This window comes from Frankia sp. CgJB1 (assembly GCF_977947065.1).
Genome location: NZ_CDWTNB010000002.1, coordinates 18,515 through 32,206, shown reverse-complemented (window position 1 = coordinate 32,206; position 13,692 = coordinate 18,515). Strand labels below are relative to the sequence as shown.

The following is a 13,692-nucleotide window of genomic DNA, read 5'->3' as shown; positions in this document are numbered from 1 at the left end:
CGGCCTCGATGATGGCCGCGGGTGCGTGCCGGGACGGGTGATCCGCGCCGAAATAGCATCGACCAGCCGTCCGGCCGCTCCTGGGCGGTCCCGCCACCACCCGTCGGGCCGGGAGCCAATCACGTTGGCACCGTCTACCACCCACGTGCGCGGGTACTCGTCCGTGGGTCGGCCCATAGCAGCGGCGCCGGAATCAGGGGTACTCATCCGGCGCGGCGATCCCCTTTGGCATTCGTACCGGTCGGTTCCGCTCGCGGCACCACCACCCCAAAGGCGCCGACGGCTGTTGCCCGCCGTTTGCCGGGCAATCGTCCACGGGAGTCGGTAGACGAACACGATCGGTGTCTCAAGGTCGGAGGACATGGACGCCGCCCGGTCCACGCCTGCCCAACTGTCCGCTTGCGGCCGGCCTTTCGACTGGGAAGGTGTGATTCGCAGAACATGATCATCCCTCTATCATGTGGAGCTTGCTCCCTGTCTTTGGGTTCCGCACTCCGACTGCCAGGGCGGCGTGCGTTGAGCGCTGACTTCGTCTTCGGCGACCCAAGCTTGCGAGTCCGGCGAACCAGGCGTGACAGTTCCCCGCGTTCTCGTGGTAATAATAGACGCGTGAGTTCTGCGGTCCGCTGACCTGAAGGAGAGTGGCATGGCCCAGAAGACCATCGTCTCGTTGATTGACGATCTCAGTGGAGAAGAGGCTGACGAGACCGTCCGGTTCGGACTCGACGGTGCGCAGTATGAGATCGACCTGTCGGAGAAGAACGCCACGAAGTTGCGTGGGTCGTTGGCTTCGTTCGTCACCGCGGCTCGCCGTTCTGGCGGTCGGGCGGCGGGTGGCCGGCGTGGTGTGCGTGCCGCTTCGCGCCGTACCGGCGGAACCGACCGTACCGCCGACATTCGCGAGTGGGCGCGCAGCAACGGTTACACGGTGAGTGACCGGGGGCGTATCGCTTCCAACATCGTCGAGGCGTACGACAAGGCCCACTGATCCTGGTCTTGACTGCTTTTCCGCGGCAGGGACCGGGGCAGTGGAACCCCTTGTAGCGGTAGTGCCCGTGGTATTGGACGACGGGCCGCGCGATCCGGCGGACCGAAGATCGTGTGATCAGGTTTTGCATGGTCAGGTTCCTGCCACACCGACCGGGCCGGTGTGGCAGGAACTATTGGCGTCGCCGCCAGCGCAGTCTATCGCCAGATCTGTTCGTTCCGTCAGTTCGGCAGCTGCCGGGCCATCCAGTTTTCGACGTCTTCTGCGGTTCGCGGAAGTGCGGCGGACATGTTCCGCCTTCCATCCCTGGTGACCAGGATGTCGTCTTCTATCCGGACGCCGATGCCCCGCAGCTCCGGCGGAACCGTCAGGTCGTCCGGCTGGAAGTACAGGCCCGGTTCGACCGTCAATACCATGCCCGGTTCCAGCGCCGCGTCGCGATAGGTCTGGTCGCGCGCCTGCGCGCAGTCGTGCACGTCCAACCCGAGCATGTGCGACGTGGAGTGCAGGGTATAGCGGCGATGGACGCCCCCTCCCGGGGAGCGTGGGTCCTCGGTCAGCGACTCCTGCGCACTGACCGGCAGGAGCCCCCAGTCGTCGAGCGCCGTGGCGATGACCTGCATGGCGGCCCGGTGCGGATCCAGGAAGGACGCTCCCGGCCGGACCGCGTCGATCCCGGCCTGCTGGGCGTGAAGAACCACGTCATAGACCTGGCGCTGCAGCTCGGTGAACCGTCCGTTGATCGGGAGCGTGCGGGTGACGTCGGCCGTGTAGAGGGACCGTCCCTCGACCCCCATGTCGAGCAGGGCGAGATCACCGGCGCGTACCGGCCCGTCGTCGCGGACCCAGTGCAGCGTCGTGGCGTGGTGGCCACAGGCGACGATGGAACCGTATCCCACATCGTTGCCGTCCACCCGGGCCCGCCGCCAGAACGTCCCCTCCAACCATCGTTCTCCGTTGGGCAGGTCCATCGCCCGACCGATTTCTCCCACGCACTCGGTGAAGCCGCGCACGGTTGCGGCGATCGCTTCGTCCAATCGGGCGATCTCGAAGTCGTCCTTGAGCAGTCGCAGCTCGGAAAGGGCCTGTGCGAGGGCCAGATCGCGGTCGGTTCCTGGTCCACCCCGGCCGGGCCAACGCAGCACCGAATCGTCCACGACCGGATCGACTCCGCGTAGTACCCGGGTGTTTCCCGGTGCCAACCGCGCGAGCGCGTCCGCGAGCTCCGTGAGCGGCCGGCATTCGATCTCCAGCTGTGCCGCGGTCTCCCGAACCCCCGGTCTGGGACCGACCCACAGTTCCCCGTATCGCCGGTCGGTGTAGAAGGCGGAGCTCGACCGGTCGGACCGCCCGGCGACATAGAGCACCGCATCATGTTCACCGGCCGCGTTGGGTAGCAGAACCAACACGGCATCCGGTTCATGGCAGCCGGTCAGCCAGAAGAAGTCGCTTCCGGGACGGAACGGAAAATCTGTGTCGTTTGCCCGTACCCGCAGACCGCCGCTCGGCACCACAAGCGCGTCCGCCGGGAACCGCGAACCCAACAAGGCGCGACGTTTCGCGGTGTAGGGTGCGCAGTCATCGCGGGATGGCACAGTGTCGTCAATCGGCGCCCACCCGGTCGACATAAACCGCCGGAACGCCGCGTGTGGTTCCTCGTCGTGGTTGGCCTGCCCAGGTTCGCGCACGGAATCATCCGATGCCGGAGGTTCACCGGCCCCGGTGGGGACAACGCCCGGCTCGTCGGCCGTGATGAGGTTCGGATCACGCCCGGCCGGCGCGCTCTCGGGCACCCCCGGGCCGGTCGGTGGAGGTGAGCTTTGGTGGGACTGGGCACTCATAACGTTAACGGTAGGCCCCGTTGTGGACGGCGGGTAGCGCGCGAGGCGTACCGCCATGCCCTGCGCGCCGGCCGGACTTCCCGTCGTGGGTCCGCCGGGCATTTGGTGCATCGCACCGCCGCGATGATGCCGGGCCGATGTGGGCGGTCGCGTCGCGACATGGGTCCGGGCGCCGCTACCCACTTCGCCGCCTTCGGACCCTTCCACGAAGACTGTTCCTCCCACTTCGGGTGAGTTAACGAGGGCACGCAATCGGTTGTGGGAGATCTGAGGGATCCGGTCGGTTGTGACCTTCCGTCGTGGACCGTTAACTCATCTTCCGGTCGGCGGGGAAGGCGGGTCCACGTTGCACGGACCAGGTCGGTCCGGGTGCGGACGTCCTCGGCGTGCCGTAATGCCGGTCCGATAGCCACCGGCATCGTGCGGTTCGGGCACTGCACTCGGTTCGGGTACTGCACTGCGTGTCGCGAACACCACCGGAGACCGGCATTATTGTCGCGCATCCCGATATCGGTGGTTGTCGTCGGGATCGCAGGATCGGGATCGGGCCCGCGACCGGTCTTGATGCTCGGCGCCACCCGGGGGTCTGCCACCGCTCGGCTCGGCGGGGACGGTCCGGGCGGCGGCGTCGGAGTCCGTACGGTCCGTGGGCCGGCCGGGGGCCTGCGGGGTCGCACATCCGACAACCCGTTGGGAATGCCATGACGCCCGTTACCCGTCACCATCGAAAAGACTGTCCGGGAGGGTTCCGGTCCGTCCGCGCCCACGTCGTGCCAAGGTGGTCCGGCGGGTTCGCGCCGGTGGTGGACGGTCCCGGCCTCGGGCAGCGCCATTGGCGCGGATGATCTCATCCCGGTGGATGGGGGAGGAGGACGCGGCCATGACCTGGCCTCCGGATCGTCCGGAACGGTACGGGACGGCGAGCGGCGTGGCCGGTCCGTCCGTGACCCGCGGGACCCGCGCCGGGCCCCCGAGGAGGACTGGCCCGTCGGGCAGTGGCCGCGCCGGGAGCACCGGCCCGCTCCGCGGGGCCACGATGACGAGCCGCGCGTACCTCCGGGCGCCTACCCCGATCCCTACGGCCGGTACCCCGTCGATCATCCGGCGGCCGAGCCCCGGTACGACCGGCCGGCCCCGGAGGGTCCCGCGGAACCCGGGCAGAGCGGCTTATGGCGCGGTCTCACCGCCGTGGCCGCAGTGTTGGCGACCCTCGTCCTCATCCTGGCGACCGGTGGCTGGGCTGTGCTGAAGCACTACGACGGCAGGGTGCGCCACATCCCGCTGACCTTCTCCGCCAGCGCGGACCGGCCGGCGTCCGCATCGGGTGGAACGCAGAACATCCTGCTCGTGGGGTCGGACACCCGGACGGGGACCAGCGGCGAGTTCGGCCAGGTCGAGGGGCAGCGGTCGGACACGACCATCCTCGCCCACCTCGACGGCGACGGTTCGACGACCCTCATCTCCTTCCCCCGGGATCTGTGGGTGCGGATCCCCGCGTACACCGACGCGGCGGGCACGCAGCATGCGGCGCAGCGGTCCAAGCTGAACGCAGCCTTCTCCTACGGCGGGCCGTCCCTGCTTGTGGCCACGATCGAGAACCTCACCGGGATCCGGGTCGACCACTACGTCCAGATCGACTTCATCGGCTTCCAGGGGATGACGGACGCCCTTGGCGGGGTCACCGTCTGCATCAAGGAGCTTCCCCCCGAGCTGAAGGCACGGGGCTTCGACAACCTGCACGACCATTACTCCGGGTTTTCCGGTCAGGTCGGCGAGAACACGCTGAACGGAGCGCAGGCCCTCTCCTTCGTCCGGCAGCGGTACGGCCTGCCCGAGAGCGACATCGACCGCATCCGCCGCCAGCAGCAGTTCCTCGGTGCCGTCTTCCAGCGGATCGCGTCGACGGACACCTTGCTCAACCCGGCGAAGCTGCTCGGGGTGGTCGACTCCGCCACCTCGGCGCTGACGCTCGACGAGGCCACCTCTCTCGCCGACCTCCGGCTTCTCGCGGTGCGGATGCAGTCGATCGGATCGGGCGGCGTCGCGTTCACGACGGTGCCGGCGGCAGCTGGTACTCGCGGGGGGCAGAGCGTCCTCGTTCCTGAGCCAGCCCAGCTGGGCGCCTTCCTCAAGCCCTTCGGCGGTCGTGTCGCCGACGGGAGCTCCACCGGCGCACTCCCGGCTGGCGCGGGGGGTGGCTCCTTCGCTGCGGTACCGGTGTCCGCTGCGGTACCGGTGGTCTGGTCCCCGGCCAGCGCGGCGGGAAGGTCCGTCCCGGGTGACGCGGGCGGGGTGTCCTGCACCTATTGAGGTGGCCTCGAGGCGTTCAGTGCCGAGTGGCTGCCCTGACGGCGCGGTGGCTGCTCGTCCAGCGCCGCGTTGAGCTCCGCGCCCAACAGCACGGCCAGCGCGGTGATGTAGAAGAACAGCAGCACCGCCACCGGTGATCCGAGCGAGCCGTAGACCAGTTCGTTACTGAACACGATCTCCAGGTAGTATCGCAGCACGCCGCTGCCCACGAGCCAGCAGACGAGCGCGAGGATCGCTCCGGGCAGCGCCCGCCACCAGGGTTGGCGTACCGGCAGCGAGAGGTGGTACAGCGAGGTCAGCATCGCCAGGGCCACGAGTCCCACGACCGGCCAGTAGAGCAGTGGGATCAGGGCGCTGACGAGGGGATGGCGACCGGCGTCGAAGATCCGCAAGATCAGTTCGGGCCCCAGGACCAGCGCAGGCAAGAGAATGACCCCGCTGGCCACCTGGGCGAGAAACAACCACAGCGCCAGGAGCCGGCTGCGTACCGCCGAGCGCAGATCGCGTTGGCCGTAGGCGATGGTGATGGTGTTGACGAAGGTCGCCATCGCGGTTGACCCGGTCCACAGGGACAGCACGAAACCGATGGAGATCACGTCTGGTCGGCCACGGGAGAGGATCTGGTCGATGGTCGGGCGCACCGCGTCGTCGACCACCGATTCGGTCAGCAGGTCGCCTGCGCCGCGAAGGATGCTCTGCCGGGCGTTGTCGAGGGCGTCGGCCCCGATGGCGTCACCGACGTAGCCGAGCGTTCCCAACAACGACAACAGGAGCGGGGGCAGGGACAGCAGCTGCCAGAATCCCGCCTCGGCGGCAAGCCCCAGGACCCGGTGCCGCCAGGCATTGGTGATGGTCCGACGGGCCAGTCGCAGGGGTCCCCGGGGCAGCCGGTGGAACAGCGTGCTGCGCCGGATGGCGGTCCAGGCCGCGGCGTGATGGTTTCTGGCCCGCGTCAGCAGCCCGGGATTCACCTCGACGGCCACTCTGCGCAGCAACACCATCCAGCGGGCGCTCACCGGGGACGATGCCACGGGAGCCGGTGCTTTGTTTCCCGTGGCGGACACGGCCCCCACCGTATGGCCTGGCGTTCCTGGGTGCCGAAGGGCATCCAGAAACGGACTGGGTGATCGCGGCGAAGGCCACCCGGAGTAACGGATGGGCCGCTGGCCAGCAACAAGGAAGCAACCAGGATTCTGAATATATCAAACTGGATACACCAAAAGGGACACATCGGATGTGTCCCTTCAGTGTGCCTGGGCGGCCGAGCTCAGGACACGCTGAGTTTGTCGGTCTCGTCGTGATACTCAACAGCCATCTCACGCAGCTTCGAGTCGTGCGACTTCGCGTGGTGTCGGCAGAACAGGAGATCGCCGCCCCCGGGCAGCACGACCCGCACGTAGGCCTGGGCACCGCACCGGTCGCAACGATCAAGATTGGTCAGCGTCGGCTTCGTGGTAGTCCCTGTCACATCTACTCCAACTGTGTTAGGCGGTCAGACGTTCCAGCTGACCATGTGACGGTTTACTCACAGCCGGCTCTCGCGGCGTCGTTGCATCCAGAGCGGCGTGGTGTCCGTGGTCCTCCATACCACGGACGGGTACCCGTCCCGGGCGCCCGGTCGTCTGATCAGGGACGTCGGGCGCCGAAGACGATGTCGTCCCATGCTGGCACTGACTTGCGTCCGCGTCGACCGCCTGCCGGACGTTCGCTCCCACGGGTGGTGTTACTCGGACGTGCCCGTGACGCAGCGGAGGCGTTCGATGTGTCTACGGTCGTCTCGTCGGTCCCGTCCGGCGCCGCCTCCTCCGTCTGCGCGGAGGGAGCCTTGGCGGAGGCTTCCCGCCGGGCCGCCGTGCGGCGCGCCCCGGGCGTGGAACCTGTGCCGGATCCGGCGGCGCGGGCGGCTGGTGCCGAGGTCACGGCGGCTGCGGCGGCATCGGTGCCCGCTGCCGCGGCCGGTTCGGCGGGAGTGGATCGCGCTGCTGTACCGGCGGCTGGGGCTGACGGCTCCGGTTCGGCGGGGGCTGTCCCGCCCCGCTCCACGGCGGCGACGGGAGGTACCTGCGCCGAGCCCGGGACCGACGGCTTGGCGGCTGTCCCGGTGGGAGACGTGGCGGATGTCACGGGCTGCGGACCGGCCGGCGCGACGGCCGTCCGGGAATTCACTCCTGATCGCCCGGTCCCGGACGCGGACCCCACCCTGGGGCGGCCGCCGGGAACGCCTCGCCCCGTCGCGGCCGTCCGGCGAGAGACCTCGCCGCGGATCGGTTCGGGCCGGACGGGACGGTCCAGGGACTCGGCGTCCTCGGCCCGGGCGGCCTTCCGCTCCGCCGACCGCGGGTCTCCCGGGGCCGTGGGGTCCGCGGACCGGGCAGGTACGGACCATGGGGTCACGGATCGGGTGTCCGCGGATCGGGTGTCCGCGACCACGGGTTGCGGTTCGGCCGCCTGGATCGCCTCCGGACGGGCGGGCGACTCGGGCGACTCGGGCGCGATTCCACCGCCCGCGGTGTCCCCGGGATACGACGCGGCCGGATGGGAGGGCAGCGCCGCGGGCAGAGGGTATTGCCGCTCGGGGAGGCTGTGCTGCGGAGCCGGTGTTCCCGGCGGCGGGCCCGGTTCCGGCACCGCGGCGACCATCGGCTGGACCGGGGTGGCGGGATTGGCCGGAATGGCGGGATTGACCGGAATGGCGGGGATGCCCTGGTCGTGCACAAGGGTGAGCGCCGGTCCCGCCGCCCGCAGCGCCGCCGACGATGATGGTACGGATGACGGTAGAGATGACGGTGCGGGCACCGGCGCCGGCTGCTCCGCCGTCTCCGGCGCCACGAGGGTGCGGGCCGCGTCGTCATGCGGGCGCACCCGGCGCACCACCGGATCCCACGTCCAGCGGGCGCAGCGGCTTTCCGAGGTGAGCTGGACGAGCCAGATGCCGTCGACGCGGCGCCACGCGTCCCACTGCGCTGCGGCCGGATTGTCCTGGGCTCCCATCAGCCGCGCGTCGACGACCTCGCCCAACGGCCGTCCCGGCACGCCCCCCGGATCCTTGGGGAGCAGCGCGGCCCGCGCCTCCTGCACGACCCTGGCACGTTCGGCGAGGACGGGACCCTCATAGCGCTCCACCCGTTCCACCGGGATCCCGGCGGCCCTGGCCACCTCCGCCGCGGTCTCCCCGGCGCGCAGCCTGGCCTGGATCTCCCGTGGGGTAAGCGCGCTCTCGGTACGCACCTCGCTACGACGCACACCGCGCAGGGCCGCGCGCAGCCGGTCGTCCACGGGCACCCGGAACTGCTCGCCGTCCGTCCTGCCGTTCGCGTCGGTGAGCACGAGGTAGCCGCCGTCCTCGCTGAGTGCGACCGCCCGCAGCTCGCGCATGGCGCCTCCTCCTCCGTCGAAGCCGTACCGCTTGTCGCCGTGCCGCGGCGGGCGGACCGTTGCGCCGGACGCGCCTGGGAGCGGATGTCAACATGATGCGTCAACCCGCCTTCAACCTGTGCATCCCGGTAGCTGACAGCCTGCCATTGATGGCGTCGGTCGCGGGCGTGGCGGCGGGCGACACGCACAGTCTGACCGTGTTGGGCCTGTTCGGGCAGTCCCGCAACGTCCGGATCCGCAACGTCCGGATCTGGAACGTCCGGATCCGGGACGAGTGGACTCGCGACCGGTGGATTATGGTCGCCTGCCGCCCGGGGGGCGGGTCGCGGGACCTCGGCGGCGGGCGGGCCGGGCAGCCGGTCGGGGCCGGTTCTGGTCGACCAGGCCGGAGATGGCGGCGCCGACAATGCCCGCCTCGTTCTGGAGCTGCGCGGGGACCACTCGGGTACGCACCTCGAGCTGGTCGAGGTATTTGTCCGCTCTCTTGCTCACCCCACCACCGATGATGATGAGGTCGGGCCAGAGCAGCGCCTCGAGGGTGTTGAGGTACCTGGTCACCCGCTTGGCCCACTTCTCCCAGGAGAGGCCCTCGCGTTCCCGGGCCGCATCGGACGCCCTGGTCTCCGCGTCGTGTCCGGAGATCTCCAGGTGGCCGAGTTCGGTGTTGGGCACGAGCTGGCCGTGGAGGAACAGCGCGGTACCGATCCCGGTTCCGAACGTCGTCACGACGACCAGGCCGGTGGTGTCGCGCCCGGCGCCGAAGGCCATCTCGCCGATGCCCGCCGCGTCCGCGTCGTTCACCACGGTGATGTCCACCGGGCCCGTGGCGGCGGCCGACCCGCTCAGCGCCTCGGCGAACAGGGAGACCACATCGGTGCCGATCCAGGACGGGGCGATGTTCGCCGCCGTGAGCGCCACCCCGTTCTTAACCACTGCGGGGAGGGTGGCTCCCACCGGTCCCGACCAGCCGAAGCGGCCGACCACCTCCGCCACGGTCGCGGCCACTGCGGCGGGCTCGGCCGGCTGCGGAGCCGCCAGCCGGAACCTGGGCGCGGCCAGCGACCCGTCCTCGACGTTGACCGGAGCGCCCTTGATCCCGCTTCCGCCGACGTCAACCCCGAAGACCTGCATCGCCGAGCCCTCCCCTACCGATGTTCTGACCCTGCCGCCGGTGCCGCCGGTGCCGCCGGTGCCGCCGCGGTGCCGTGGGCCGAACCGCTGCCCAGCGACCGCGGACGTCCGTCGACCGCACGAGTCGTAGTCTCGCAGGCGATCGGGGCGGCCACGGTCCGACTGCCCACGTCGTGGCCTCTTCGTCCCGATCGCGTCCCGCCGGTGAGCCCGCCGCCGCGTGGCCCGGCTCGGGACGAGCCGCGACTCAGACGAACGGCTCTTACCCTGGAGGAATGAGCCTCACTGACACCCATGGTCGCATCGCGACGGACCTGCGGGTGTCGTTGACGGACCGCTGCAACCTCCGGTGTACCTATTGCATGCCGGCCGAGGGGCTCGCGTGGCTCCCCGGCGAGCGGATGCTGACCGACGACGAGGTAGTCCGGCTGGTCGGCGTCGCGGTTGGACGGCTCGGCGTGACCGAGGTCCGCCTTACTGGCGGTGAGCCCACGCTGCGTCCGGGTCTGGTGGAGCTGGTGGCGCGGCTCGCGGCCCTGCGGCCGCGGCCCGAACTGTCCGTCACCACGAACGGCCTGATCCTGACCCGCCTGGCGGGCCCGCTGCGGGCCGCCGGTCTGGACCGGATCAACGTCTCCCTGGACACGCTGGACGCGGACCGGTTCGTCCGGATCACCCGCCGGGAGCGGCTCGGCGACGTGCTGGCCGGACTGTCCGCCGCCGCCGCGAGCGGGCTCACCCCGGTCAAGGTCAACAGCGTTCTCGCCCGGGGCGTCAACGACGACGAAGTCCCCCGGTTGCTGCGCTGGTGTCTGCGGAAGGGCTACGAGCTGCGATTCATCGAGCAGATGCCGCTGGACGCGCAGCACGCGTGGCGTCGGGACACGATGGTGACGGCCGGCGAGATTCTTGCCTGCCTGCGGGCGGAGTTCACCCTCACGCCGCTGCCAGGCCGCGGCAGTGCGCCCGCCGAGCTGTTCGAGGTGAACGGTGGGCCTGGGCGGGTGGGGGTGATCGCCTCGGTGTCGGCGCCGTTCTGCGCGGCCTGTGACCGGGTCCGGCTGACCGCCGACGGCCAGGTGCGTGACTGTCTGTTCGCCCGGCGGGAGAGCGATCTGCGGACCTCCATGCGTGCCGGCGCGGACGACGAGCGGCTCGCGGCTCTGTGGCGGGCGGCCGTGCGGGGCAAGAAGGCGGGGCACGGCATCGACGAACCGACCTTTCGGCAGCCGGACCGGCCGATGTCCGCGATCGGCGGATGACGGTGGCCCGGTCCGGGTCGCATGCCGGTGCCCCCGTGGGTTGGAGTGCCCTGGTGCTGGCTGGGGGTGGGGCGCGCCGGCTCGGCGGCCGGGACAAGACGGCGGTGCTGGTCGGCGGTTCCACTCTGCTCGACCGGGTGCTGTCCGCGGTGCCGGACGCCGAACGGGTGGTCATCGTCGGTCCCCGGCGCGACCTGGTCGTCGATCCGGTTCCGCCTGATCGGGTGCGCTGGTGTCGGGAGGATCCGCCCGGCGGGGGACCGGTCGCGGCGATCGCTGCCGGCCTTGTCGAGATCACCACACCGTTCGTCGCCGTCCTCGCCGCCGACCTGCCGTTCCTGACCGGCCGGGAGATCGCGCTGCTGCGCCGCGGGGTCGAGGATCCCGCGGCGCAGGCCGCGCTGCTGGTCGACCCGGACGGTCGCCGGCAGTTTCTGGCCGCGGTGTGGCGGACGGCCTCGCTGTGGGCGGCGCTACCCGCGGATCCGATCGGGCGCCCGGTGCGCGGCCTGTTCGCCGACCGTCCGGTGACCGCGGTCCAGGCGGCCGCCCAGACCTGCCTCGACTGCGACGAACCGGCGGATGTGGCGCGGGCCCGCCGCTGGGCCGCGGTGGGCGAGCGTGGCCCGGCCCGGCACGATGGACCTATGACCTCCGCCGATGACCAGCAGCCTGAGCACCAGTCGCGGTCCGAGTATCGGGTTTCGGTGGGCCCGCCGCCCCCGGAGGCCGGACGTCATCGCCCGCCGCCCGCCGCAGCTGTCGGCTCGGGTGCCGGCAACGTCCTGGACAAGAACGTCCTGGACAAGAACCTCCTGGAGCGGGACGTCCTGGCGCAGTGGGTGTCGGACGTCTGCGCCGAGCTCGGCCTCGACGCGGCACGGATCGACGTGGGCGCCGTCCTCGATCTCGCGCGCGACGTCGCCCGCGGGGTCGCGCGTCCCGCGGCGCCACTCACCGCGTTCCTGGTCGGTCTGGCCGCCGGCCGGAACGCGGGCGGTGCCCACGGTGAGGATGGCGAAGGCGAAGGCGAGGGCGAGGGTGCCGGCGAGGGGGGTACGGATGATGAGCGGGAGGCCGCGGCGGCGCGCGCGGCGACGTCGGCCGTGCTCGGCCTCCGGGCGCGGACCGGGTCCGCTCAGCCCATCCGGCCCGGACTCGCCTCGTCGAGGTAGCCGCGCATGTCGATCGCCATGGTGTGCACCGCGTCCTGGTCCGGCTCCGCGTACTCCTCGCCACGCGCCGACGCCCGCGCATATCCGAAGGTCAGCCTCGGCAGTACCTGCGTCGGTGTGTCCATCCCGCCCTCCCAGCCAGGTTCGTCCCCGGCGAAGGCGGCAGGTCCGGAGGGCAGGTCGCCGGAGATGGGGGAGGCCGTCACGACGACCCAGTCGATCACGCCGAGTATGATGATCGCGGCGAGCGCTGGCAGGGCCGCGACCGGGTTCCAGGCGGCCAGCCCCACCAGGACGAACACCGCGACCACCGTCAGTCCGCCGATGAGGTGCCGCCGCGCGGGACGAAGCGCGGGAATCTTACGACCATGCCGATAGTGTGCCATACCGACAGTGTGCCTGGGATGCCGCGTTCGGCCCGACCGTGGCCGCACCGCCCGAGTGCGGCCAGGGTGCCTCACCCGGGATGGTGTTTCACCCGACCCGGGGCCCGACCTGGGGCCCGACCTGGAGGAGGCGTGCGGCATGCCGGGGACGTTGGTTCGACCAGCGGGGGATCGGGGTATGCCGCACAGGCCGATCCGAGGCCGGGCAGCGGCGTCCACCTCGATGTCGGCGTTCGTGTTACCCAGCAGGCAGATCATGACTTATTGTGACCGTCTTGACTCCTGCGGTCACCGAGTCGGGATTCGGTGTGCCGGGGCGGCGTCGGGCACCCGGAGCATTCGACAGCGGAGGGTATGTACTTTCTCTCTTTTTAGCGAAGGTTGCGTATGTCGACCCCGTCCTGAGTCACACTTTTCGAAGGAAAGCAAAGGACCATGGCCCGGCGCCGCACCATGTGTTCAACCTCGCGAAGCTGGAGGTTCGCCGTGGAGGCTCGACGTCGGATGACACGTCCGCGCCGAAAGTCCGCCCCTGGCACCCTGCTGATGCTCAGCGTAATCGTCTCGGTGTTCCTCGCCGCCGCTGCCTGCGGCTCGCCGAGTTACGAATACGTAACCAACAAGAAGGACGGCGCGTTTGTGCGCGTCCCGACCGGGTGGAATCATCAGGAGATGCCCGGGCCTGCGCTTTTCGGGATCGACGCCCGCAACGTCAGCCCCGAGATGCTGCGCGGTCTCATGTCGCGGGAATGGGTCGTCGGCATCGACGCGGCCCAGCGGTTCGACAACACCCGGCTCCTCATGCCGGACGCAACGCAGCCGAAGGGGTTCGTCCAGGTTCGCCACCTGCTCCCGGAGGAGGCCAACGCGGTCTCCACCAACGATCTGCGCAACTTCGTCCTCTCCGTCGACGACGCGGTGGCCGCGCAGGAGCAGGCCGTGCGGCAGAACCCCTACGGTGCGCGGCTGACGCCGAACTTCCTGCTACTCGCGGACGAGGTTGTGCACAAGAAGGACGGTGTGCACGGGGTGCACCTCGTTTACCAGGTGCAGACCCAGGCCGGACTGGTCACTATTGATCAGACGAGCCTGCTCGACAATGGTCAGCGAGTGCTCTACCAGCTGATCCTCGCGTGTTCGTCGCTGTGTTACGCCACGCATGGTCAGCAGATCGGCGATGTCGCCAAGTCCTTCACGATCGAGCCGACGGACCGAGGTCAGTAG

The 13,692-nt window shown here is 70.2% G+C and carries 11 protein-coding genes; 5 read left to right on the top strand and 6 right to left on the bottom strand.

Features of this window, described 5'->3' with window-relative positions; all coding sequences use genetic code 11:
- Window positions 1-646: 646 nt before the first annotated feature.
- Window positions 647-988, top strand: coding sequence for a histone-like nucleoid-structuring protein Lsr2 (locus tag AC08OT_RS00585; RefSeq protein ID WP_476593420.1), 342 nt, complete (start codon window positions 647-649; stop codon window positions 986-988).
- Between the two features lie 221 nt (window positions 989-1,209).
- Here the strand turns inward: AC08OT_RS00585 and AC08OT_RS00580 are convergent, their stop codons facing one another.
- Complete coding sequence (locus AC08OT_RS00580; protein ID WP_476593423.1) at window positions 1,210-2,616, bottom strand: aminopeptidase P family protein; 1,407 nt, start codon at window positions 2,614-2,616, stop codon at window positions 1,210-1,212.
- Window positions 2,617-3,684: 1,068 nt separating this feature from the next.
- Between AC08OT_RS00580 and AC08OT_RS00575 the strand changes: the two genes are divergently transcribed.
- Entirely contained in the window at window positions 3,685-5,139 is a 1,455-nt protein-coding gene (locus AC08OT_RS00575; RefSeq protein ID WP_476593419.1) for an LCP family protein, read from the top strand.
- Here the strand turns inward: AC08OT_RS00575 and AC08OT_RS00570 are convergent.
- The 4 genes from AC08OT_RS00570 to ppgK form a co-directional block, all read right to left on the bottom strand.
- Window positions 5,133-6,203 carry a YihY/virulence factor BrkB family protein gene (locus tag AC08OT_RS00570; RefSeq protein ID WP_476595123.1) on the bottom strand — a complete coding sequence of 357 codons (1,071 nt, stop codon included), beginning with the start codon at window positions 6,201-6,203 and terminating at the stop codon, window positions 5,133-5,135. The two genes, AC08OT_RS00575 and AC08OT_RS00570, sit on opposite strands and share 7 nt — an antisense overlap.
- 203 nt (window positions 6,204-6,406) lie before the next feature.
- Window positions 6,407-6,607, bottom strand: coding sequence for a DUF7455 domain-containing protein (locus AC08OT_RS00565; RefSeq protein WP_009742431.1), 201 nt, complete (start codon window positions 6,605-6,607; stop codon window positions 6,407-6,409).
- 158 nt (window positions 6,608-6,765) lie between these two features.
- On the bottom strand, window positions 6,766-8,514 hold the full coding sequence (gene sepH, locus AC08OT_RS00560) for a septation protein SepH (RefSeq protein ID WP_476593417.1): 1,749 nt from the start codon (window positions 8,512-8,514) through the stop codon (window positions 6,766-6,768).
- A gap of 294 nt (window positions 8,515-8,808) precedes the next feature.
- Window positions 8,809-9,645, bottom strand: a complete 837-nt coding sequence (gene ppgK, locus AC08OT_RS00555) for a polyphosphate--glucose phosphotransferase (protein ID WP_476595124.1) — start codon at window positions 9,643-9,645, stop codon at window positions 8,809-8,811.
- A gap of 275 nt (window positions 9,646-9,920) precedes the next feature.
- On the opposite strand from ppgK, the gene moaA reads away from it, so the two are divergent.
- Together moaA and AC08OT_RS00545 are read left to right on the top strand one after the other, a co-directional pair.
- On the top strand, window positions 9,921-10,907 hold the full coding sequence (gene moaA, locus AC08OT_RS00550; protein ID WP_476594388.1) for a GTP 3',8-cyclase MoaA: 987 nt from the start codon (window positions 9,921-9,923) through the stop codon (window positions 10,905-10,907).
- 35 nt (window positions 10,908-10,942) lie between these two features.
- Window positions 10,943-12,082 carry an NTP transferase domain-containing protein gene (locus AC08OT_RS00545; RefSeq protein WP_476602452.1) on the top strand — a complete coding sequence of 380 codons (1,140 nt, stop codon included), beginning with the start codon at window positions 10,943-10,945 and terminating at the stop codon, window positions 12,080-12,082.
- Here AC08OT_RS00545 and AC08OT_RS00540 read toward each other — a convergent pair.
- Entirely contained in the window at window positions 12,046-12,468 is a 423-nt protein-coding gene (locus AC08OT_RS00540) for a hypothetical protein (RefSeq protein ID WP_476594386.1), read from the bottom strand. The two genes, AC08OT_RS00545 and AC08OT_RS00540, sit on opposite strands and share 37 nt — an antisense overlap.
- A gap of 546 nt (window positions 12,469-13,014) precedes the next feature.
- Between AC08OT_RS00540 and AC08OT_RS00535 the strand changes: the two genes are divergently transcribed.
- Window positions 13,015-13,692, top strand: a complete 678-nt coding sequence (locus AC08OT_RS00535; protein ID WP_476594385.1) for a hypothetical protein — start codon at window positions 13,015-13,017, stop codon at window positions 13,690-13,692.